This window comes from Oryzobacter faecalis (assembly GCF_046764005.1).
Classification (GTDB): Bacteria; Actinomycetota; Actinomycetes; order Actinomycetales; family Dermatophilaceae; genus Oryzobacter; species Oryzobacter faecalis.
In genome coordinates, this window is sequence record NZ_JBKOFW010000007.1 from 71931 (window position 1) to 93385 (window position 21455).

20 protein-coding genes are annotated in these 21455 nt (G+C 74.6%); 14 read left to right on the plus strand and 6 right to left on the minus strand.

Translation table 11 applies throughout. The features are described from left to right. Position 1: 1 nt before the first annotated feature. The 3 genes from ACK8HX_RS13965 to ACK8HX_RS13975 form a co-directional block, all read right to left on the minus strand. Positions 2-202 carry a hypothetical protein gene (locus ACK8HX_RS13965; RefSeq protein ID WP_411941322.1) on the minus strand — a complete coding sequence of 67 codons (201 nt, stop codon included), beginning with the start codon at positions 200-202 and terminating at the stop codon, positions 2-4. 136 nt (positions 203-338) lie between these two features. Next, entirely contained in the window at positions 339-533 is a 195-nt protein-coding gene (locus ACK8HX_RS13970) for a hypothetical protein (protein WP_411941323.1), read from the minus strand. 178 nt (positions 534-711) lie between these two features. Next, on the minus strand, positions 712-2376 hold the full coding sequence (locus ACK8HX_RS13975) for an NAD(P)/FAD-dependent oxidoreductase (RefSeq protein WP_411941324.1): 1665 nt from the start codon (positions 2374-2376) through the stop codon (positions 712-714). Positions 2377-2469: 93 nt separating this feature from the next. Between ACK8HX_RS13975 and def the strand changes: the two genes are divergently transcribed. The 4 genes from def to ggt all read left to right on the plus strand — a co-directional run bounded on the left by def (position 2470) and on the right by ggt (position 6911). Then, a complete protein-coding gene (gene def, locus ACK8HX_RS13980) occupies positions 2470-3075 on the plus strand; it encodes a peptide deformylase (RefSeq protein ID WP_411941325.1) in 606 nt (201 codons plus the stop codon). A gap of 49 nt (positions 3076-3124) precedes the next feature. Continuing rightward, complete coding sequence (gene miaA / locus ACK8HX_RS13985; protein WP_411941374.1) at positions 3125-4072, plus strand: tRNA (adenosine(37)-N6)-dimethylallyltransferase MiaA; 948 nt, start codon at positions 3125-3127, stop codon at positions 4070-4072. Next, positions 4065-4955, plus strand: coding sequence for a diaminopimelate epimerase (dapF, locus tag ACK8HX_RS13990; RefSeq protein ID WP_411941326.1), 891 nt, complete (start codon positions 4065-4067; stop codon positions 4953-4955). The genes miaA and dapF overlap by 8 nt, the downstream gene beginning before the upstream one ends. Positions 4956-5018: 63 nt before the next feature. Further along, positions 5019-6911 carry a gamma-glutamyltransferase gene (gene ggt, locus ACK8HX_RS13995; protein ID WP_411941327.1) on the plus strand — a complete coding sequence of 631 codons (1893 nt, stop codon included), beginning with the start codon at positions 5019-5021 and terminating at the stop codon, positions 6909-6911. Here the strand turns inward: ggt and ACK8HX_RS14000 are convergent. Beyond that, positions 6895-7503 carry a class I SAM-dependent methyltransferase gene (locus ACK8HX_RS14000; RefSeq protein ID WP_411941328.1) on the minus strand — a complete coding sequence of 203 codons (609 nt, stop codon included), beginning with the start codon at positions 7501-7503 and terminating at the stop codon, positions 6895-6897. The two genes, ggt and ACK8HX_RS14000, sit on opposite strands and share 17 nt — an antisense overlap. Before the next feature lie 77 nt (positions 7504-7580). Here ACK8HX_RS14000 and hflX point away from each other — a divergent pair, with 77 nt between their 5' ends. Genes hflX through ACK8HX_RS14015 form a run of 3 tightly spaced genes read left to right on the plus strand, consistent with a single transcriptional unit; the run spans position 7581 to position 10924 of the window. After that, the gene (hflX, locus tag ACK8HX_RS14005; RefSeq protein ID WP_411941329.1) at positions 7581-9056 is read left to right on the plus strand and encodes a GTPase HflX; all 1476 of its coding nucleotides are present in this window, start codon (positions 7581-7583) and stop codon (positions 9054-9056) included. A 31-nt stretch (positions 9057-9087) separates the two neighbouring features. Next, a complete protein-coding gene (locus tag ACK8HX_RS14010; RefSeq protein ID WP_411941330.1) occupies positions 9088-9840 on the plus strand; it encodes a flavodoxin family protein in 753 nt (250 codons plus the stop codon). A 22-nt stretch (positions 9841-9862) separates the two neighbouring features. Beyond that, entirely contained in the window at positions 9863-10924 is a 1062-nt protein-coding gene (locus tag ACK8HX_RS14015) for a GNAT family N-acetyltransferase (protein WP_411941331.1), read from the plus strand. 1 nt (position 10925) lies between these two features. Here ACK8HX_RS14015 and ACK8HX_RS14020 read toward each other — a convergent pair whose 3' ends face one another. After that, positions 10926-11327 (minus strand): hypothetical protein, encoded by a 402-nt coding sequence (locus ACK8HX_RS14020; RefSeq protein WP_411941332.1) that lies wholly within the window; start codon positions 11325-11327, stop codon positions 10926-10928. A 117-nt stretch (positions 11328-11444) separates the two neighbouring features. After that, the gene (locus ACK8HX_RS14025) at positions 11445-13163 is read right to left on the minus strand and encodes a formate--tetrahydrofolate ligase (RefSeq protein WP_411941333.1); all 1719 of its coding nucleotides are present in this window, start codon (positions 13161-13163) and stop codon (positions 11445-11447) included. Positions 13164-13382: 219 nt separating this feature from the next. Here ACK8HX_RS14025 and ACK8HX_RS14030 point away from each other — a divergent pair, with 219 nt between their 5' ends. The 7 genes from ACK8HX_RS14030 to ACK8HX_RS14060 all read left to right on the plus strand — a co-directional run bounded on the left by ACK8HX_RS14030 (position 13383) and on the right by ACK8HX_RS14060 (position 21357). Continuing rightward, complete coding sequence (locus ACK8HX_RS14030; protein WP_411941334.1) at positions 13383-15668, plus strand: ATP-dependent DNA helicase; 2286 nt, start codon at positions 13383-13385, stop codon at positions 15666-15668. Between the two features lie 46 nt (positions 15669-15714). Continuing rightward, the gene (holA, locus tag ACK8HX_RS14035; protein ID WP_411941335.1) at positions 15715-16707 is read left to right on the plus strand and encodes a DNA polymerase III subunit delta; all 993 of its coding nucleotides are present in this window, start codon (positions 15715-15717) and stop codon (positions 16705-16707) included. A gap of 199 nt (positions 16708-16906) precedes the next feature. Beyond that, positions 16907-17167 (plus strand): 30S ribosomal protein S20, encoded by a 261-nt coding sequence (gene rpsT, locus ACK8HX_RS14040; RefSeq protein ID WP_411941336.1) that lies wholly within the window; start codon positions 16907-16909, stop codon positions 17165-17167. Positions 17168-17262: 95 nt separating this feature from the next. Further along, positions 17263-17646, plus strand: coding sequence for a carboxypeptidase-like regulatory domain-containing protein (locus ACK8HX_RS14045; RefSeq protein WP_411941337.1), 384 nt, complete (start codon positions 17263-17265; stop codon positions 17644-17646). 56 nt (positions 17647-17702) lie between these two features. After that, positions 17703-18734, plus strand: a complete 1032-nt coding sequence (locus ACK8HX_RS14050) for an iron ABC transporter substrate-binding protein (RefSeq protein WP_411941338.1) — start codon at positions 17703-17705, stop codon at positions 18732-18734. A 209-nt stretch (positions 18735-18943) separates the two neighbouring features. Then, positions 18944-20323: an ABC transporter permease gene (locus ACK8HX_RS14055; RefSeq protein WP_411941339.1), complete on the plus strand. Its 1380-nt coding sequence runs from the start codon at positions 18944-18946 to the stop codon at positions 20321-20323. Then, entirely contained in the window at positions 20320-21357 is a 1038-nt protein-coding gene (locus ACK8HX_RS14060) for an ABC transporter ATP-binding protein (protein WP_411941340.1), read from the plus strand. Before ACK8HX_RS14055 ends, ACK8HX_RS14060 begins: the two co-directional genes overlap by 4 nt. Positions 21358-21455 lie beyond the last annotated feature (98 nt).

The window sequence follows — 21455 nt, forward strand, 5'->3', positions numbered from 1 at the left end:
CTCAGCCGAGGAGGACGACGGCGGCAGCGGTGGCGAGGCCGGCAGCTGCGGTGAGCCCGGCCGCCACCCAGGCGACGAAGCGGCGCGAGCGCTGACGGGTCCGCTCCTTCTCGCGCTGCGGCGAGTTGGTCGCGGCCCAGAGCGGGGTCGGGTCGAACGGCTCGAGGTCGAGCGGCGGGAGCCCGGAGTGGTAGTGGGCCATCGAGGTGTCCCTTCCGTGAGGGGCGAGAGATCTCACCGTAGGGCGGTGGCACGACGCCCCGTCGGGCATCGCCGGGATGGTGACCGAACGGCCGACCTGCTCGGCGACGGACGACGGAGCACCGGCCCCGAGGTCGTCACACGAGGTTGAGGGCGAGTGCGGCGGCCGCCTCGAGGGTGACGGCCACCGAGGCCGTGACGAGCATCGCGCGGCGGCGGTTGCGAGCCGGGATGACGGAGTCGACGTGGGCCGCGTGAGCGGCCGCCCACAGCGGTGCCGGGTCGAACGGGGTGACCGAGCAGAACGGGATGGCGGGCTTCTGACGAGGCATGGCTGGAGTTCCTTTTCATCGAGAAACCCCCTGCGAGAACGACTCTAGGGTGCCCCGACGCCTTTGCCCACCCTTCGCGCGACCGTGGACGGACAATGGGCCGAACGGACGACGACGGTGTGGTGCGCACGGCTGACGGAACCTGCGGCGGAAGCGTTCTCGCGCGCGTTCCGGCAGGTCAGCGGGTGGCCGGACCCGGCTCCAGCCAGGCGTGGATGAGCGGCACGACCGACGCTCCCTCGCCGCTCGCGGCCGCGACCCGCTTCATCGAGCCGGCCCGGACGTCACCGACCGCGAACACCCCGGGCACCGTCGTCGCGAGGTTCGCGGGCGGGATCTCGCCCGCCCAGTGCTCGGCCGGGACGTCGCGCCCGGTGAGGACGAACCCCCGCTCGTCGCGGGCGACCTCCGCGGGGAGCCAGTCGCAGCGGGGCTCGGCGCCGAGGAGCAGGAACAGCCCCCGGCAGTCGACCCGCTGGACCGCGCCCGACCGCGTGTCGCGCAGGTCCAGCCAGTCGAGGCGGCCGTCGCCCCCGGCGCCGACGACCTCGGTGCACGGCCGCACGGTGACCCGCGGGTTGAAGGCCAGCTCGCCGAGGAGGTAGCTCGACATGGTCGGCTGGAGGCTCTCCCGGCGGATGGCGATCGTCACGCTGCGGGCGAACCGCGACAGGTGCACCGCGGCCTGCCCGGCGCTGTTGCCGCCGCCGATGATGACGACGTCGGCGTCCTCGAGCTCCCGTGCCGCGCTCATCGCGCTGCCGTAGTGCACACCGAGGCCGACGAGCTCCTCGACCCCCGGGACGCGCAGCCGGCGGTAGCTGACCCCGCCCGCGATGACGACCGAGCGGGCCCGCACCTCGCCGCCGTCGTCGGTGTGCAGCAGGTGGGGCTCGCCGTCGGCGCCCGGCGCGAGGCGGTCGACCTCCCAGCCGGTGAGGAAGGTCGTGCCGAACCGGATCGCCTGGTTGCGGGCCCGCTGCGCGAGGCGCATCCCGGAGATGCCCCGCGGGAAGCCGAGGTAGTTGCGGATCATCGAGGACGTCCCCGCCTGGCCGCCGACGGCCTCGGCCTCGAGGACGACCGTGGACAGCCCCTCGGAGGACGCGTAGACGGCCGCGGCGAGCCCGGCGGGGCCGGCGCCCACGACGGCGACGTCGACGACCCCGGAGGTGTCGGTGCCGGTCCGGCCGAAGACGCGCAGGGCGACGTCGCGGACCCGGGTGGGGGAGAACGTCTCCCCGTCGACCCGCTGCACGACGGGGAACGAGGGGTCGGGCCCGGCCTCGGCGAGGACCGCCCGACCCTGCTCGCTGTCCGGCGCGTAGACGTGGTGCGGCATCCCCATCCGCTCGAGGAAGTCGCACACGGCCTGGGTGAGGGCGTCGCGGCTCGGGGCGACGACGCGGACGGTGTCGACCTCGGGGTCGGGCACGGTCGCGCCCCAGTCGGAGAGCAGCTCGCCGATGGCGCCGTGGAACTCCTCGTCGCGCCGCCCACGCGGCATGAGGAGGAAGGCGTCGTACTTGCCCTTCGCGAGCCCGTGGCGCAGCAGGGGCGCGTCGGTGAGGAAGCGCGACCAGTGGGCGGCGACGACGCGGCGGGAGGTGGGGACGAGCGAGCGCCACCGGGCGAGCGCCTCGTAGGTGTCGGCGTCCGGCAGCACCGACTCGGTGACGACGAGCGGCACGCGCCCGCCCTCGCCGAGGACCGCCTCGATGAGGGCGTCGGCCTCGGCGGCCGTGCGGACGCATCGGCAGTCGTAGTCGCGGCCGTAGCGGCCGAACTCGTCGAGGAGGTGGTCGCCGTGCTCGGGACCGACGAGGACGATGACGGGGTCCACGACGCGAGCATAGGCGCGGGGCGAGCCCGGGCGTCCGGGCGTCCGGTCACCGCCTGCGTCGGCAGCCCCGCGCCCTCTGGAAGAATCCCGGGCATGGCCGTGCGACCCGTCGTCATCACCGGTGAACCCGTCCTCCACCAGCGATCCCGTCCCGTCGAGGTCATCGACGACGAGGTCCGCAGCCTCGTCGCCGACATGTACGAGACGATGGACGCCGCGCGCGGTGTGGGGCTCGCGGCGCCGCAGGTCGGTGTCGGGCTGCGGATCTTCACCTGGCAGCTCGCGAACGACGACGCCATCCCGCCGCGCGGGGTCGTCATCAACCCGTACCTGACGTCGAGCAAGCCGCCTCCCGGCGACCCCGACCCGCACGACGAGGTCGAGGGCTGCCTGTCAGTGCCCGGCGAGTCCTTCCCCCTGCGCCGTGGCGAGACCGCCGTCCTCACCGGGCTGGACCTCGAGGGCCGCGAGCTGCGCTACGAGGCGACGGGCTGGTTCGCGCGGATGCTCCAGCACGAGTACGACCACCTCAACGGGTTCCTCTACGTCGACCGCCTCGGCGGCAAGTGGGCCAAGAAGGCGAAGAAGGCCGTCGCCGCCCACGGCTGGGGCACGCCGGGCCTGACGTGGATGCCCGGCGAGGACCGCGACCCGTTCGGCCACGACGACGACACCCCCGAGGAGGAGCGTGCCGACTGACGGCACGGATCCCCTCGAGGAGGCGCTCGCGACCTCGGCGGCCCGGGGTCTGCCGCTCGTCGTCGCCGTCGTCGGCCCCACGGCCACCGGCAAGTCCGACCTCGGCGTCGCGCTCGCGCACCGGCTCGGCGGTGAGGTGGTCGGCGCCGACGCCTCGCAGCTGTACCGCGGGATGGACGTCGGCACGGCCAAGCTGACCCCGGAGGAGCGCGAGGGCGTCCCCCACCACCAGCTCGACGTCCTCGACGTCACCGAGGAGGCGACGGTCGCGGGCTACCAGCGACACGCCCGCGCCGACCTCGACGCCGTCCTCGGGCGGGGGAAGGTCCCGCTCGTCGTCGGCGGGTCGGGCCTCTACGTCCGCGCCCTCCTCGACCGGCTCGACATCCCGCCGACCGACCCCGACGTCCGGCGCCGGCTCGAGCAGCGGGCGGGGGCCGAGGGCACGGCCGCCCTGCTCGACGAGCTCCGGGCGGTCGACCCCGCCGCCGCCGAGGCGATCGAGCCCCGCAACACCCGGCGCATCGTGCGCGCCCTCGAGGTCGTCGAGCTCACCGGTCGCCCGTTCAGTGCCACGATGCCGACGCGCGAGTCGCTGCGGCCGACGCTGCTCCTCGGCCTGCGCACCGACCGCGAGGGGCTCGACCGGCGCATCGAGCGCCGGACCCGGCGGATGTTCGACTCCGGCCTCGTCGAGGAGACCCGCGCCCTCGTCGACCTCGGCCTGCGGGAGGGACGCACGGCGAGCCGGGCCGTCGGCTACGCCCAGGCGCTGGCCGTCATCGACGGCACGGCCACCGTCGAGGAGGCCGTCGTCGACACCGCGCTCCGCACCCGTCGCCTCGTCCGCCGCCAGGAGTCGTGGTTCGGGGCCGACCCGCGGGTCCACTGGCTCGACGCCCGGGACCCCGACCTCGTCGACCGGGCCGAGGCCCTCGTCGAGGAGGCGGGTGCGGCCGCGCGACGGGGGAGGTGGGACGATGGGGCGCATGGCTGACCGGCTCGCCTTCACCAAGGGCCACGGGACCGAGAACGACTTCGTCCTCGTGCCCGACCTCGACGGCGTCCTCGGCCTCACCGCCGCCCGCGCCGCCGCCCTCGCCGACCGACGTGCCGGCATCGGCGGTGACGGCGTCATCCGGGTCGCGCCGACCGAGGCCGCCGAGGACCCCGCGGTGCGCGAGCAGTCCGCGGCGGCACGGTGGTTCATGGACTACCGCAACGCCGACGGCAGCCTGTCCGAGATGTGCGGCAACGGCACGCGGGTCTTCGCCGCGTACCTGCGCCGTGAGGGGCTCGAGACCGCCGACACCTTCGCCATCGCCACGCGGGCCGGAACCAAGCAGGTCCGGCTCGAGGGCGAGCAGTTCGCCGTCGACCTCGGGCCGTGGCGCCTGTCGGACGCGGCGACGGCCGAGAGCCGGGGGTTCGACGCGCTCGTCGTGCTGGGCGACGCCGACGAGGACGACGAGCCCTTCTCGGCCCTGTCGGTCGACCTCGGCAACCCGCACACCGTCGTCGCGCTGCCCGAGCAGGTCGACCTCGACGCCCTCGACCTCACCCGCGCGCCCGTCGTCAACCCGCGCCCGCCGCACGGCACGAACGTCGAGCTCGTCCGGCCGCTCGGACCGGGCCACGTCGCGATGCGGGTCCACGAGCGCGGGGTCGGCGAGACCCGCTCGTGCGGCACCGGCGCGTGCGCGGCCGCCATCGCCACGAGCTTCTGGGCCGGCTCGCTCGACGCCGGGTCGACGTGGACGGTCGACGTCCCCGGGGGCCGGCTCACCGTGCGGCTCCTGCCCGACCACGGGGTCGAGCTCGCCGGTCCGGCGGTCCTCGTCGGCGACGGCACCGTGCCGCTCGCCGTCCTGCCCGACTGACCGCTCGGCGACCGGGGCGTCACGAAAGCGCACGGCTCGCCCGCACGGTCCTACCGTGCCCGGATGGGGACCTCACGCACCGTCCGTACCATCCGCACCTCCCGCACCCGCCTGGCCGCCGGTGTCGCCCTCGGCGTCGTCGCGGCCCTGGGCGCCACCGCCCCCACCTCGACGGCCGCTCCGGCCGGGCCGGCCGGGCCGGCAGCGGCCAGGCCCGGTCCGCCGCCCGTCGGCCACGAGCTCCCCAAGGTCGCGGTGATGACGGGGTCCGACGGCGCGGTCGCCTCGGTCGACCCGGTCGCGAGCCAGGTCGGCATCGACGTCCTCGAGGCCGGTGGCAACGCCACGGACGCCGCCATCGCCACCGCCGCCGCGCTCGGGGTCACCGAGCCGTACTCGACGGGCATCGGCGGGGGCGGCTTCTTCGTCCACCGCGACGGCGCGACCGGCGAGGTCTCGACGATCGACGGCCGCGAGACCGCGCCGGCGACGTACACGTCGACGACCTTCGTCGACCCCGCCACGGGCACCCCGTACCCCTTCGCCACCGTCGTCGACTCCGGCCTGTCCGTCGGGGTCCCCGGCACCCCGGCCACGTGGGAGCGTGCGGCGCAGCGGTGGGGCACCCAGGGCCTCGGCGAGCTGCTCAAGCCGGCCGAGCGGATCGCGCTGCGCGGCTTCGTCGTCGACCAGACCTTCCACGACCAGACGGCTGCCAACGCCGCCCGTTTCGCGAAGTTCCCCGAGACCGTGCGGGTGTTCCTCCCCGGGGGCGCCCCGCCCGCCGTCGGCTCGGTGTTCCGCAACCCCGACATGGCGGGGGCCTACCGCGAGCTGCGCACCCGCGGGGTCGACAGCCTGTACGGCGGCCGGCTCGGCGAGGCGGTCGTCGCCGAGGTCCGCGACCCGAGCACCGCGCCCGGGGTCACCGTGCCGAGGGGCCAGATGACGGCCGAGGACCTGGCGGCCTACCGCGCCCTCGACAAGGACCCGGTGCACTCGCAGTACCGGGGCAAGGACGTCTACGGGATGCCGGTGCCCAGCAGCGGCGGCATCGCGGTCGGCGAGATCCTCAACCTCATCGAGGCGTACGACGAGCGCACCGGCACCCCCACGTCCGAGGTCGACGAGGTCCAGTACCTCCACCGGTTCTCCGAGGCGTCGGCGACGGCCTTCGCCGACCGCAACCGCTACGTCGGCGACGTCCCCGGCGTCCCGACGGGCGAGCTGCTCTCGCAGGCCTACGCCGACGAGCGGGCCTGCCTGTTCAGCGCGACCGCGGCCCTTCCGCGGCCGGTCCCCTTCGGCAGCCCCGACGGCGACTACGCCGAGTGCGCGGAGGGCACCGCCTCCGGCACGCTCGCGCACGACGACGTCTCGACGACGCACCTGTCCGTCGTGGACCGGTGGGGCAACGCCGTCGCCTACACCTCGACCATCGAGGCGACCGGCGGCTCCGGCATCACGGTCCCCGGCTGGGGCTTCATCCTCAACAACGAGCTGACCGACTTCAGCTTCGCCCCGGCGTCGGCGACCGTCCCCGACCCGAACCTCCCCGGTCCGGGCAAGCGTCCGCGCTCGTCGATGTCGCCCACCCTCGTCGTCGACGACGGCACGCTCGAGCTCGTCGCCGGCAGCCCCGGTGGCGCGACGATCATCACGACGGTCGCGCAGATCGTCCTGGGGCACTACGAGCGAGGCCTGTCCGTGGGGGACGCCGTCGCGGCGCCGCGCCTGTCCAGCCGCAACGGGGCCACCGAGCAGGCCGAGCCGGCCATCGCCGACGGGCCGACCGGGGCCGCCCTCACCGCCCTCGGCCACCGGCTGGCGCGCACCGCCGAGATCGGGGCGGCGACCGCCATCCGGGTGCTCGGGCCGAACCGCTACACGGCGGCGGCCGAGCCGACCACGCGCCGAGGCGGCGGGTCGGCGATGGTCGTCACCCCGGACCCGTGACCCGCAGCACCCGGAAGCCCCGGCTCGACGCGTGACGCTCGCAGGGCAGCGCCAGCTCGGTGGTGACCCACCGCTGGAGGCTGTCCGAGCCGAGGTTCCTCTGCACGACGAGGAAGGCCTCGCCGCCCGGTGCCAGGCGGGGCAGCCACGCCCGCAGCAGGGCGTGGAGGACGGCCTTGCCGACCCGGATCGGGGGGTTGGACCACAGGAGGTCGACGCGCAGGTCGGCGGGGACCTCCTCGGCCGTCACCGCTCGGACGCGGTCCAGGCCGAGCGCCGCCGCGTTGCGCCGGGTGAGGTCGAGGGCGCGCTCGTTGACGTCCACGGCCCAGACGTCGGCCCCGGGCGCGAGCAGGCCGAGGGTGAGGGCGACCGGCCCCCACCCGCAGCCGAGGTCGACGAACGTGCCCGAGGGCGGCGGGGCGGGGACCTCGTCGAAGAGCACGGCCGTGCCCTTGTCGAGCCCGCCGGGGGAGAAGACGCCACCGGCGACCTCGACGTCGACGGGGAGCCCGGCGAGGTGGACCCGCAGCGGCCGGCGCTCGTCGGCGCTCGCGGGGGAGGCCGTGAAGTAGTGGTCGTGGTCGCTCATGGCGGGGCCCACGCTAGCGGCGCCGCGGAAGAATCCGTTCGCCCGTGGGCGTTCCTCGATGAGACCCTAGGGAGAACATGACTGCACGACACATCCTGTCCGGGCGGGCCGAGGCGCTCGCCGACCACCAGATCCTCGACGACGCGGCGTTCGACGACGCCGGCTTCGTGCTGGACGACGAGGCCTCCTACGACGGCGACCAGCTCGACCGCGAGGAGCGCGCCGCGCTCCGGCGTGTCTCCGGGCTCTCCACCGAGCTCGAGGACGTCACCGAGGTCGAGTACCGCCAGCTGCGGCTCGAGCGCGTCGTCCTCGCCTCCGTGTGGTCCGAGGGCACCCTCGCCGACGCCGAGAATTCGATGCGCGAGCTCGCCGCCCTCGCGGAGACCGCCGGCTCGGAGGTCCTCGCCGGCGTCGTCCAGCGGCGCGCCAACCCCGACCCGGCCACCTACCTCGGCAAGGGCAAGGCCGAGGAGCTGCGGGACATCGTCATCGCGGAGGGCGCCGACACCGTCGTCTGCGACACCGAGCTCGCCCCGAGCCAGCGGCGTGCCCTCGAGGACGTCGTCAAGGTCAAGGTCATCGACCGCACGGCCCTCATCCTCGACATCTTCGCCCAGCACGCGAAGAGCCGGGAGGGCAAGGCGCAGGTCGAGCTCGCCCAGCTCCAGTACCTCCTGCCGCGCCTGCGCGGCTGGGGCGAGTCGATGTCGCGGCAGGCCGGTGGCCAGGCCGCGGGCGGCCAGGGCATGGGCTCGCGCGGCCCGGGTGAGACGAAGATCGAGCTGGACCGCCGGCGGATCAACAGCCGCATCGCCAAGCTCCGCCGCGAGATCAAGGAGATGAAGACGGTCCGCGACACCAAGCGCGGGGGGCGGCGCCAGAACGCCGTGCCGAGCGTGGCCATCGCGGGCTACACGAACGCCGGCAAGTCGAGCCTGCTCAACCGGCTCACCGGAGCGGGCGTCCTCGTCGAGAACCAGCTCTTCGCCACCCTCGACCCCACCGTGCGCCGCGCGGAGACCCCCGACGGCCGCCTGTACACCCTCGCCGACACCGTCGGGTTCGTCCGGCAGCTGCCGCACCAGCTCGTCGAGGCGTTCCGGTCCACGCTCGAGGAGGTCGCCGAGTCCGACCTGCTCCTCCACGTCGTCGACGGGTCGCACCCCGACCCCGAGGGCCAGATCTCGGCGGTGCGCGCCGTCCTCGCCGACGTCGACGCCACCGACGTCCGGGAGGTCGTCGTCGTCAACAAGGCCGACGCCGCCGACCCCGAGGTCCTCGACCGGCTGCGCCGCCACGAGAAGCACTCGATCATCGTCTCGGCCCGCACGGGCGAGGGGCTCGACGCGCTGCGCGCCCTCATCGCCGACGAGCTGCCCCAGCCCGATGTCGACGTCGACGTGCTCGTGCCCTACGACCGCGGCGACCTCGTGAGCCGGATCCACGAGACGGGGGAGGTCCTCGGCAGCGAGCACCTCGCCGACGGCACGCGCCTCACCGCGCGCGTCACCCCCGACCTCGCCGCCGACCTCGTCCCGTTCGGCACCTGACACCCCCGGAGGCCGGTCGTACGCTTGCGGGATGCTCCCCGACAGCGTGCAGCGGTTCGTCGACGCCGAGATCGCGGCCAACACCACCGGCTTCTCCGACCTGCGGGCAGTCGTCCTCAACGGGACGCTGAAGCGCAGCCCAGAGGTCAGCCACACCGACGGCCTCCTCGCCGTGACGCGGCGCGTCCTCGAGGGGGTGGGCGCGCGGGTCGACGTCGTCCGCACCGTCGACCACGTCATCCCGCCGGGCGTCCAGCCGGACATGCGCGAGCACGGCTGGGAGCGCGACGACTTCCCGGACCTCTACCGCGAGCTCGTCGAACCCGCCGACATCGTCGTCCTCGCGACGCCGATCTGGCTCGGTGACCAGTCCTCGCAGACCCGGCTCGTGATCGAGCGGCTGTACGGGTGGTCGGGCGAGCTCAACGCCAAGGGGCAGTGGTCCTACTACGGCAAGGTCGGCGGCGTCGTCATCACCGGCAACGAGGACGGCGGCAAGCACTGCGCGGCGCAGATGCTCTACGCCCTGTCGCACATCGGGTTCACGATCCCGCCGCAGGCCGACACGTACTGGAACGGGGAGGCCGGCCCGGGCCCGAGCTACCTCGACGACGACCGCGGCGCGCAGAACCACTGGACGACCCGGAACACGGTGTTCGCGGCGTGGAACATGCTCCACACGGCCCGGCGGCTCAAGGACGCGGGCGGCCTCCCGGCGCACGGCAACGTGACCACGAACTGGGACCTGTCGAAGACCGATCACCCGAACCCCGAGTACCGCTGAGCCAGGCGGTACCGTCGCTGGCGTGCCGGGCCCGCGGGAGATCGTGACGAGCCGCCTCACCCTGCGCCCGCCGTCCTCGGGCGACCGCTCACTCTGGGTCCGGCTGCACCGCGACCCGGCCCTCTCCCCACACGCCCCCTGGGCGGTGCCGGCGACCGACGAGCAGGCCTGGGGGGAGTTCGACGACTGCCTGCGGCGCTGGACCGACACCGGCTTCGACTACGGCGTCGTCGAGGAGTCGAGCTCGCGGGCCGGCATCGGCATGGGCGGGCTGCGGCGCCGCGACGTCGGGGGCGAGGACGTCCTCGACCTCTCCTACCGGCTGGCGCTCGACACCCGCGGCCGCGGGCTGGGGAGGGAGGCTGCGCGCGGCTGGGTGGCCCACGCCATCGAGTGGTTCCCCGACCTCCCGGTCGTCGCCCGGGCGCGCGGGCTGGACGAGCCGTCGGCGCGGGCAGCCCTGGCGGCCGGGCTCGAGCCGGTGGGCGAGGTCGAGGAGGGCCCGTCGGGGTCGGGCTCGTCGACCGTCCTGAGGGCCCCGCGCACCTCCGCCCGGGACTGGCTCGACGAGGAGACCCGCGAGTCGCTGCTCGACCTCTGGTGCGCGGTCAACGACGACGGCGGCGCGGTCGGCTTCCTCCCCGGGGCGCCGCGCTCCGACGTCGCGCAGGCGCTGGCGGTCCACGAGGAGGGGATGGCCGACGGCACGACGACGCTCGTCCTCCTCCGCCGGCCCGACGGCCGGGTCGTCGGGGCGGGCTTCTGGGTCGCCGACCGCAACCCGATGCTCGGCCACACCCGCACCGCCTACCGGGTCATGACCGACCCCGGGCTGCGCGGGCGCAACCTCGGGCGCCTCCTCATGGGGGCGATGCACCGGGCGGCGCGTGAGCAGGGCGTCGAGGTCGTCGTCCTCGACGTGCGCAGCGGCCTCGGCACGACGCGCTTCTACGAGACGTGCGGGTACGTCGAGGTGGGCCGCCTGCCGGGCGTCATCCGGGTGGCGCCGGGCGACGACCGGGACAGCGTCGTCATGGCGCGGCGGCTCGACGGGCGGCCGATGGTCGCCGACGGCCGCGCCTGAGTCAGGGAGCGGCCGCTGCCACCGGCTCGTGGCGGTACAGGTACGAGGTGTACGTCGTGACCGCGCACAGCAGGAGGACGCCGAGGAACACGTGGGCGCCGACGACCTCGAGGCTGCCGAGGGTCACCTGCAGCACCGCCGCCGCGAGGATCCCGAGCGCGAACCAGAGCGGCCACGCCGGGCCGCCCGCGCGTCGGTAGCGCACCGAGGCGACGACGCACACGACGACCGCCACGAGGACGGCCCAGGCGTTGACCGAGTGCGCGACCTCGAGGGTCTCGCTCCGCGGCGGGTCGACGAGCGTCGCGACCAGCCCCGACCCGAAGCCCGCCTGGCCGAGGGCGACCGCGAGGAGGGCGGTGGCGAGCACGCGGAGCACACGGAGCAACCGGACCGGGTCCATGCCCGAAGTCTAGGGACCGCCACAACTTTCCCGCCTGATGCCAGAAGGTTCGGTGGGGCACCCCGAAGTTCGGGGTGCCCCACCGAAGGTTCCGGCATCAGGCGGGAAAGTGGGGACTCAGCTGAGGCCGATGATGCGGCCGTCCTCGTCGACGTCGATGTGCTCGCTGGCCGGGACCTTCGGCAGCCCCGGCATCGTCATGATCTCGCCGGTCACCATGACGACGAACCCGGCACCCGCGGCGAGGCGCACCTCGCGGACGTGGACCGTGTGGTCGACGGGAGCACCACGCAGGGTCGGGTCCGTGGAGAACGAGCTCTGCGTCTTCGCCATGCAGACCGGCAGGTGGCCGAAGCCCTCGGCCTCGATCGCCGCGAGCCGCTTGGCCGCCTTGGCGTCGAAGGTCACCCCGGCGGCGCCGTAGACCCGGGTCGCCACGGCCTCCGCCTTCTCGGCGAGGGAGAGGTCGTCGGGGTAGACGAGCTGCATCTCGCCGGGACTGTTCTCGATGACGTCGAGGACGCCGCGGGCCAGCTCGCGCGCCCCGGCCGAACCGTCGGCGTAGTGCGTGGCCTCGAACGCCCGGAAGCCCTCGGCCTCGACGAGGCCCAGGAGGGCCCGGACCTCGGCGTCGGTGTCGGTGGGGAAGCGGTTGAGGGCGACGACGGCCGGCAGCCCGTAGACGTCCCGGACGTTGCGCAGGTGGCGGCGCAGGTTGGCCATCCCGTCGGTGAGCGCCTCGACCGACTCCTCCTTGAGGTCGGCGACCGCCGTGCCGCCGTGGTACTTCAGCGCGCGCACCGTCGCGACGACGACCACCGCGGACGGCCGCAGCCCCGAGGTCCGGCACTTGATGTCGATGAACTTCTCGGCGCCCAGGTCGGCCCCGAAGCCCGCCTCGGTGACGACGTAGTCGGCGAGCCGGAGGGCCGTGCGGGTCGCCATCACCGAGTTGCAGCCGTGCGCGATGTTGGCGAACGGGCCGCCGTGGATCATCGCGGGGGTGTGCTCGAGCGTCTGGACGAGGTTGGGGGCCAGGGCGTCGCGCAGGATGACGGTCATGGCGCCGTGCGCCTTGAGGTCGCGCGCCGTGACCGGCCGCTTGTCGCGCGTGTAGCCGACGACGACGTTGCCGAGGCGCTCCTTGAGGTCGGAGATCGAGGTGGCGAGGCAGAGGATCGCCATGACCTCGGACGCGACAACGATGTCGAAGCCGTCCTCGCGCGGCACCCCGTTCGCGACCCCGCCGAGCCCGACGACGACGTCGCGCAGGGCCCGGTCATTGAGGTCGACGACGCGCTTCCACGTGACCGTGCGGGTGTCGATGCCGAGGGCGTTGCCGTGGTGGACGTGGTTGTCGAGGATCGCCGCGAGGAGGTTGTTCGCCGCGGCGACGGCCGCGAAGTCGCCGGTGAAGTTGAGGTTGATGTCGGTCATCGGCACGACCTGCGCGTAGCCGCCCCCGGCCGCGCCACCCTTGATGCCGAACACCGGGCCCATCGACGGCTCGCGCAGCGCCACGACGGCCTTCTCGCCGAGGGAGGTGAGGGCGTCGGCGAGCCCGACGGAGGTCGTCGTCTTGCCCTCGCCCGCCGGGGTGGGGGAGATGGCCGTGACGAGGACGAGGCGGCCCTCGGGGCGGTCGGCCAGGCTGCGGACGTACTCGAGGGAGATCTTGGCCTTGGTGTGGCCGTAGGGGACCAGCGCGGCCGGGTCGATCCCGAGGGTGTCGCGGGCGAGGTCGACGATCGGGGTCAGCTCCGCTGTCTCGGCGATCTCGATGTCGGGCGGGACCGGCTGGGTGTGGGTCGGCGTTGACGTCGTGGTGGTGGTCACAGCCGCCATCGTGGCAGGGTGCCGGGGGCGCGACAAGAGAATGCGAAGCGCGAGTCGCAACGGGGCGCGCGATACGCAACGTCCGCCCCATCCTCCTCGCGTCGTGTGCCGAGGTGGCCGCTCCGGCGACCACCTGGGCACACGACGCGGGGGAGGGGTGGCAGGGCGGGCTGGGGACGGCGCCGCGGGCCGGGCGGGCGGAGCGCCTAGGCTGCACGGGTGCCGACCGTCGACGAGCTGCTCCACGCCGCGGTCGGGGGGGTCGGGGGCACCGAGCGCCCCGGCCAGGTCGAGATGGCGCACGCGGTCGCCGACGCGATCGAGACCGGCGAGCACCTCCTCGTCCAGGCCGGCACCGGCACCGGCAAGTCCCTCGCCTACCTCGTCCCGGCCGTCCGGCACGCCATGGAGACCGGCACCCCGACGGTCGTCGCCACCGCGACCCTCGCCCTCCAGGCCCAGGTCGTCGACCGCGACATGCCGCGTCTCGCGGAGGCGCTGGAGCCCCTCGTCGGCCGGAGGCCCACCTACGCCCTCGTCAAGGGCCGCCGCAACTACCTGTGCGCCCACAAGCTCGAGGGCGGCTTCCCCGACGACGACACCGACTCCCTCCTCACCGTGGGCGACGTCGACCAGCAGGCGTCCCGGCTCGGGCAGGAGGTCGTCCGCCTGCGCCAGTGGGCCGAGGTCACCGAGTCCGGCGACCGCGACGAGCTCGTCCCAGGTGTCTCCGAGCGGGCCTGGCGGCAGGTGTCGGTCTCGGCCGAGGAGTGCCTCGGCAGCCGCTGCCCGATGGTCGGCGAGTGCTTCGTGGAGCGCTCGCGCGAGGCGGCCCGCGACGTCGACGTCATCGTCACGAACCACTCCTTCATGGCCATCGACGCCTTCGAGGGCCGGCAGATGCTGCCCGAGCACGACGTCCTCGTCGTCGACGAGGGGCACGAGCTCGTCGACCGCGTCACCTCGACGATCACCGACGAGCTCACTCCCGGGATGATCCGCGCGGCGGCGAAGAGGGCTGGGAGACAGGCCGAATCGTCATCCACGATGGACGAGGCCGCCGACCTCCTCGAGTCCGTCCTGGACCCCGCGCCCGAGGGCCGGCTCACGACCGGCATCCCCGACTCCCTCGCGACGGCGCTCGCGCGGGTCCGCGACACCGCCCGCGCGGTGCAGAGCGAGCTCAAGCCGCAGCATGGCGAGGAGCCCGACGGCGGGCGGCAGGTCGCGCGGGCCGCCGTCGACGAGGTGTTCGAGAACGCCTCTCGCATCCTCGAGGAGCGCGACCTCGACGTCGTGTGGCTCAGCCGCGACCCGCGCCGCGGGCCGGTGCTGCGGGTCGCGCCGATGAGCGTGGCGATGCTGGTGCGCGACAAGGTGTTCGACGAGCGCACCGTCATCCTCACGAGCGCCACCCTCGAGCTCGGCGGCTCGTTCGACGCGGTGGCCGGCACGATCGGCCTGCGCGGCGAGGGCTCGCCCGCCTGGCGCGGGCTCGACGTCGGCAGCCCCTTCGACTACCCGAAGCAGGGCATCGCCTACGTCGCCCAGCACCTGCCGGCGCCCGGTCGCGACGGCCTCGCCACCGAGACCCTCGACGAGATCGAGGCCCTCGTGCGGGCCGCCGGCGGACGCACCCTCGGGCTCTTCTCGTCGATGCGGGCCGCCCGTGAGGCCGCCGAGGCGATGCGCGAGCGGCTCGCCGACCTCGACGGGGACCTCGCGGTCCTGTGCCAGGGGGAGGACCAGATCAGCACGCTCGTGCGGCAGTTCGCGCGCGACCCGCGCACCTGCCTGTTCGGCACGCTCTCCCTGTGGCAGGGCGTCGACGTCCCCGGCAGCTCGTGCCAGCTCGTCATCATCGACCGGATCCCGTTCCCGCGGCCCGACGACCCGCTCGCATCGGCCCGCTCCCAGGCGATCGCCCGGATGGGCGGCAACGGGTTCATGGCGGTGTCCGCGACGCACGCCGCCCTCCGTCTCGCGCAGGGCGCCGGCCGGCTCATCCGCCGGTCCGACGACCGTGGCGTCGTCGCGTTCCTCGACAACCGGATGATGACGGCGCGCTACGCGGGCTTCCTCCAGCGCTCGCTCCCGCCGTTCTGGCCGACGGCCGACCGGGCCATGGTCCTCGCGGCGCTGAGGCGCCTCGACGAGACGGCCCCGCCGCCGCTGCCGGTGGCCGAACCCGCCCTGCGCGGCCTCACCGGCGCCGTCGCAGCCCCGGCCGGCGACACCGCGAGGGGCGCGACCAGCGCCACGCCCGCCCCGGACGAGCGGCCCGTCGCCGAGGCGCCCCCGCCCCCGGAGTCCTCGCGCACGGCCGTCACGCAGGGCGAGTCGTGGACCGCCCAGGACGACGAGGAGCTGCGCGACGGCATCGAGCTCGGCCTCACCGTCGACGAGCTCGCGGAGTCGATGGAGCGCGCGCCCGACGCCGTGGCGGCCCGCCTCGCCGGCCTCGGCCTCGAGCCCGGGCAGGGCCCGACCCTCACCTTCGGCTGAGGGATCGGCCGACCCGGGCGTCACCGGTGCGTGGCACGATGGCGGCATGAGCGACGGCGTGGTGGGGGTGCCGCACCGGGTGCCGCCGTACGTCCTCGTCAGCGGGCCCGAGGGGCTGCTCGCCGAGCGTGCCGTCGACGCCACCGTCGACGAGCTCAGGGTCGCCCACCCCGACCTCGAGGTCGTCCGCCTGTACGCCGCGGCCTACCAGCCCGGCGAGCTCGTCCTCCACGCGAGCCCGTCGCTGTTCGGCGGTGCGAAGTGCATCGTCGTCCACGACGTCGACGAGGCCGGCGACGACCTCCAAAGCGACCTCCTCGCCCTCCTCGGCGCCGACCCCGAGCCCGACCACCACCTCGTCGTCCTCCACAAGGGCGGCGCCCGGGGCAAGAAGGTCCTCGACACGGTGCGCGGCGCCGGGGCCCGGGTCGTCGACGCACCGGCGGTCAAGAGCGACCGCGACAAGACCGACTTCACGGCCAACGAGTTCCGCCGGGCCCGCCGCAAGGCCACCGCCGAGGCGGTCCACGCCCTCGTCGAGGCCGTCGGCAAGGACCTGCGCGAGCTCGCCGCCGCCTGTCAGCAGCTCGTCGACGACACCACGGGCGTCATCGACGAGCGGGTCGTCCTCGTCTACCACGGGGGCAAGGTCGAGGCCACCGGCTTCCGGGTCGCCGACGCCGCCATGGCCGGCGACGCCGGTGAGGCGCTGCGCCTGCTGCGCCACGCCATCGCCGTCGGCGTCGACCCGGTGCCCATCGTCGCGGTGCTCGCCCAACAGGTGCGCCAGCTCGTCAAGGTCGGCGCCGCCGGGCGCGGCCGCTCGGCCGACATCGCCCGCGAGGTCGGCCTCGCGCCGTGGCAGGTCGACAAGGCCCGGCGCGTCCTCGGCGGGTGGAGCGCCGACGCGCTCGCGGTCTGCATCCAGGCGGTCGCGGCGGCCGACTTCGAGGTCAAGGGAGGAGGCCGGGACCCGGTGTACGCCGTCGAGCGGTGCGTCCTGACGATCTGCGGCCAGCACGCCCGCAACCGCGGATGACGTGGGGCCCCCGGCCCCCGGCGTTTTGGCCGGCCGCGGGCGCCGCTGGTAGCCTTGCCCCTTGCGTGCGCGCCCAGGTCGTGCGCGCACGACAGCTCCATCCAGCGCACGTCCACCACGGGTGCCCCACGCCCGGTCCCGACGTGCGTCTGCCGCCCTCTAACGGCACACATCGACCCGACAGGAAGCGTACGAACCAGTGGCGAACATCAAGTCCCAGCTCAAGCGGATCAAGACCAACCGCGCGGCGACCGAGCGCAACAAGGCGGTCAAGTCCGAGTTCAAGACGGCGATCCGCAAGTTCCGCGAGGCCGCGGACGCAGGCAAGGCCGACGAGGCCAGGGAGGCCCTCAAGGCCGCCTCGGTCAAGCTCGACAAGGCCGTGAGCAAGGGCGTCATCCATAAGAACCAGGCCGCGAACAAGAAGTCCGCGATGGCCAAGAAGGCCGCCGGTCTCTGACCGAGCGCCCTCCCGCCGACGGGCCCGTCACCACGAGGTGACGGGCCCGTCGCCGTTGCCCCCCGCAGTGGGCGCCGGCCGCTAGCGTCGCGGTCATGCCCTGGGTGAAGCGTGTCGTGCTCGTGTCCTCGATCCTCGCGCCGGTCGCGTGGCGCTGGTGGGTCCACCACAAGGCCGCCCGCGGGACCCGCGTCGTGACCCTCGAGACCGGGGCGCCCGTGGCCGGTGTCCGGGTCGAGGCCCGGGACGTCCTCACCTTCGCGGTCCTCGCGACCGCCGTCAGCGACGCGTCCGGGACGTTCCGCCTCACCGGGCTCACCGCCGACGAGGTGGGGGTGTGGCTCGACGGCTCGTCCGCCGGCCGCGAGAAGGGCTACGCGGCGGCCGACGGCGGGGTCGTGGCCGACTGGGGCGATGCCGTCGCGTGGGGCGCCGAGTCGATGCCGTCCGTCGTCCGCCTCGGGCCGCGTTTGGTGTAGGTAAGGCTTACCTCATACGGTGGGCCTGTCCGGTCCCACCGCCCAGGAGTTCCCCGATGACGCTCCGCCGCGCGCTCGCCGTCAGCGCCGCCGCCCTGCTCGCCCTCACCACCGCCGCCTGCGGCCAGGACGACGGACAGGAGCCGCTGTCCGACGACGCGCTCGTCATCTACTCCGGGCGCAACGAGAACCTCGTCAAGGGGATCCTCGACCAGCTCGAGGAGCGCACCGGCATCGACGTCCAGGTCCGCTACGGCACGTCCAGCGAGCTCGCGGCCCAGCTCCTCGAGGAGGGCGAGGGCACCAAGGCCGACCTCTTCTTCAGCCAGGACGCCGGCGCCCTCGGAGCCGTGGCCAAGGCCGGGCGCCTCGAGACCCTCCCCGCCGCCACCCTCGACAGGGTCCAGGAGGGCTTCGCCGACGACGGGCAGAAGTGGGTCGCCACGTCGGCCCGCGCGCGCGTCATCGCCTACGACCCCGCGCAGGCCCCCGAGGTCACCGAGATGACCACCGTCGACGCCGTCCTCGACCCGAAGTACAAGGGCAGGATCGGCTTCGCCCCGACGAACGCCTCGTTCCAGACCTTCGTCACCGCGCTGCGCGTCACCAAGGGCGAGGACGGCGCGAGGGAGTGGCTCGAGAAGTTCAAGGCCAACGAGCCGAAGGCCTTCGACAACAACATCCTCGTCCTCGACGCCGTCGACAGCGGCCAGGTCGCCCTCGGCCTCGTCAACCACTACTACTGGTATGAGCGGGTCGCCGAGAAGGGCGCCTCGGGGGTGAAGGTCGAGATCCACTTCCTCAACGCCGACGACCCGGGCGCCCTCGTCAACGTCGCCGGCGTCGGCGTCATCGCCGGCAGCCCGCAGAAGGACGCAGCGCTCAAGGCCGTCGACTTCCTCCTGTCCGCGGAGGGGCAGCGCTACTTCGCCGACGAGACCGCCGAGTACCCCGTCGTCCCGGGCATCGAGTCGACGAAGCACGACCTCGTCCCGCTCGAGCAGCTCAAGGGGTCGAGCGTCGACCTCAACCAGCTCGACTCCCTCGACCAGACCCTGGCCCTGCTCGACGAGGTCGGCCTCACCTGAGCACGCTGACGACGCCCGGGACGCGGGCCGCCGACCCGGCGGGCCGCACCTCGTCGCGCCGCCGTGACCCGAGGGCGCCCCTGTTCCTCACCGCACCGTCGGTCCTCGTCGCGCTGCTCGCGCTGCTGCCGCTCGGCTACCTCCTGGTCCGCGCGGCGGAGGCCGGCCCGGGCCGCGTCCTCGACATCGTCCTGCGCGAGCGGACCGCGGTGCTCGTCGGGCGCAGCGTCCTCCTCGTCGCCCTCGTCACGGCGCTGACCCTCGTCGTCGGTGTCGGCCTGGCCTTCCTCGTCGCCCGCACCGACGTCCCGGGCCGGAGGGTCCTGGCCGCGCTCGCGCCGCTCCCGCTCGCCGTGCCGAGCTACGTCGCGGCGTTCGCGTGGATCTCGGCCGTGCCGGAGGTCGCCGGGCTCGTCGGGTCCGTCCTCGTCCTCACCCTGTGCTGCTACCCGTACGTCTACCTGCCGGTCCTCGCGGCCCTTCGCCGGGCCGACCCGGGCGTCGAGGAGGTCGCCCGCAGCCTGGGGCGCACGCCGTGGCAGGCGTTCGGCGAGGTCACCCTGCGCCAGGTGCGGCCCGCGGCCGCGGCGGGTGGGCTGCTCGTCGCGCTGTACACGCTGAGCGACTTCGGCTCGGTGTCGATCCTGCGGTACGACGTCTTCACGCGGGTCATCCACAGCGCCTACCGGTCGAGCTTCGACCGCACGACCGCCGCCGTCCTCGCCATCCTCCTCGTCGTCCTCACCGTGGCGATCTCGGTGGGGGAGTCGCGGGTCCGCCGCCGTGACGCCAGCCGCGTCGACGCCGGTGTCGCGCGCACCCCCGACCGGCTGCGCCTCGGCTCGTGGCGGGTCCCGCTGGCGGCGGGCGCCGGTGCCGTCGTCGCCCTCGCGCTGGCCTTCCCCGTGGCCTCGCTCCTCTACTGGTTCACGACGGGGCTGTCCGCCGGGGTCGACGGCGAGCGGCTCCTCGTGAGCGTCGGCTCGACGGCCTGGCTCGCGCTGCTGGGCGCGGCGGCCTGCACGCTCGGCGCCGTCCCGGTCGGCATCCTCGCGGCCCGCCACCGCGGCCGGCTCACCACGCTCGTCGAGCAGGTGACCTACGCCGGGCACGCCCTGCCCGGGATCGTCGTCGCCCTCGCGCTCGTCTTCCTCGGCGTGCGGGCCGTGCCGTGGGCCTACCAGGAGGCGCCGCTGCTCGTCCTCGGCTACGTCGTGCTCTTCCTGCCCACCGCCGTCGGCGCCGTGCGGAGCTCGGTGGCGCAGAGCCCTGTTCGCGGCGAGGAGGTCGCCCGTTCGCTCGGCGCGACGCCGGCCGAGGTGCTGCGGCGGGTCACCCTGCCGCTCGCGGCCCCGGGCATCGGCGCGGGCGCGGCCCTCGTCCTCCTCACGTGCATGAAGGAGCTCCCCGCGACCCTCCTCCTGCGCCCCACGGGGACCGACACCCTGGCCACGAGCCTGTGGACCGAGACGGGTGTGGGAGCCTACGGGGCGGCGGCCCCGTACGGCCTGGCGCTCGTCGTCCTCGCGGTGCTGCCGACGATCTGGCTGATGCGCGCCTCCGACCCCGACCGAGGAACCCCCCGATGAGCACCCTGACCGTCCGCGACCTCGACGTCACCCTCGGCGACCTCGCGGTGCTGCGCGGTGTCGACCTCGAGGTGCCGAGCGGCACCGTCGCGGCCGTCCTCGGGCCGTCCGGCTGCGGCAAGACGACCCTGCTGCGCGCGGTCGCGGGCTTCGTCCGGCCCGACGGCGGGAGCGTGCGCATCGGCGAGACCGTGGTCAGCGGGCCCGGCCGCCACGTGGCCCCTGAGCGGCGCGGGGTCGCCCTCGTCCCCCAGGAGGGAGCGCTCTTCCCGCACCTGTCGGTGGGGGAGAACGTGGCCTTCGGGCTGCCCCGCGGGTCGCGGCGGCGCTCGCCGCGGGTCGCCGAGGTGCTTGCGCTCGTCGGCCTGGCCGGCTTCGAGGACCGCCGCCCCGGCGAGCTGTCCGGCGGGCAGCAGCAGCGGGTGGCCCTGGCGCGCGCCCTCGCGCCGGACCCCTCCCTCGTCCTCCTCGACGAGCCGTTCTCGGCCCTGGACGCCGCGCTGCGCGAGTCGGTGCGCAGCCAGGTCCGCGAGGCCCTCGAGCGCTCCCGCGCGACGGCCCTCGTCGTCACCCACGACCAGGACGAGGCGCTGTCGGTCGCCGACACGGTGGCCGTCCTCGACGCCGGCCGCATCCAGATGCACGACACCCCGCAGGCGGTCTACCGATCGCCGGTGGCGCTCGGGGTGGCCCGCTTCGTCGGCCAGGTCGTCGAGCTCCCGGCCGCCGCGAGCCACGGCCACGCCGCCACGGCCCTCGGCCCCCTCGCGGTCGACCCGGCCGCCGCCGGCGAGGGCGTCGTCGTCCTGCGTCCCGAGCAGCTGCGGCTGCTGCCCCCCGACGCGCTCGACGGCACACCCGGCGAGGTCGTCGGCGGCGAGTACTTCGGCCACGACGCCCTCGTGCGCGTGCGGGTGCCGGCCGGTGCCGGGAGCGTCGACGTGCAGGTCCGAACCCTCGGCGAGATCCCCGAGCGCGGCGCGGTCCGCGTGGCCGTCTCCGGACCGGCCCACTTCTTCCCTGCCTCCCGCTGACCGACGACAGCCCCGTCCCCCTAGCGCATCGCGGGCCCTGACGGGGCGGTGAACTCTGCGTGAAGGATCACCGCTCCGAGGACACCTCCCGGACACCC

What these genes read in the sequence shown, in the direction of transcription:
- ACK8HX_RS14020 (WP_411941332.1), bottom strand. Translation starts at nt 11,327, where the DNA reads ATGGACCCGGTCCGGTTGCTCCGTGTGCTCCGCGTGCTCGCCACCGCC.
- def (WP_411941325.1), top strand. Translation starts at nt 2,470, where the DNA reads ATGGCCGTGCGACCCGTCGTCATCACCGGTGAACCCGTCCTCCACCAG.
- ACK8HX_RS13970 (WP_411941323.1), bottom strand. Translation starts at nt 533, where the DNA reads ATGCCTCGTCAGAAGCCCGCCATCCCGTTCTGCTCGGTCACCCCGTTC.
- ACK8HX_RS14060 (WP_411941340.1), top strand. Translation starts at nt 20,320, where the DNA reads ATGAGCACCCTGACCGTCCGCGACCTCGACGTCACCCTCGGCGACCTC.
- ACK8HX_RS14000 (WP_411941328.1), bottom strand. Translation starts at nt 7,503, where the DNA reads ATGAGCGACCACGACCACTACTTCACGGCCTCCCCCGCGAGCGCCGAC.
- ACK8HX_RS14050 (WP_411941338.1), top strand. Translation starts at nt 17,703, where the DNA reads ATGACGCTCCGCCGCGCGCTCGCCGTCAGCGCCGCCGCCCTGCTCGCC.
- hflX (WP_411941329.1), top strand. Translation starts at nt 7,581, where the DNA reads ATGACTGCACGACACATCCTGTCCGGGCGGGCCGAGGCGCTCGCCGAC.
- ggt (WP_411941327.1), top strand. Translation starts at nt 5,019, where the DNA reads ATGGGGACCTCACGCACCGTCCGTACCATCCGCACCTCCCGCACCCGC.
- dapF (WP_411941326.1), top strand. Translation starts at nt 4,065, where the DNA reads ATGGCTGACCGGCTCGCCTTCACCAAGGGCCACGGGACCGAGAACGAC.
- holA (WP_411941335.1), top strand. Translation starts at nt 15,715, where the DNA reads ATGAGCGACGGCGTGGTGGGGGTGCCGCACCGGGTGCCGCCGTACGTC.
- ACK8HX_RS14045 (WP_411941337.1), top strand. Translation starts at nt 17,263, where the DNA reads ATGCCCTGGGTGAAGCGTGTCGTGCTCGTGTCCTCGATCCTCGCGCCG.
- ACK8HX_RS13965 (WP_411941322.1), bottom strand. Translation starts at nt 202, where the DNA reads ATGGCCCACTACCACTCCGGGCTCCCGCCGCTCGACCTCGAGCCGTTC.
- ACK8HX_RS14010 (WP_411941330.1), top strand. Translation starts at nt 9,088, where the DNA reads ATGCTCCCCGACAGCGTGCAGCGGTTCGTCGACGCCGAGATCGCGGCC.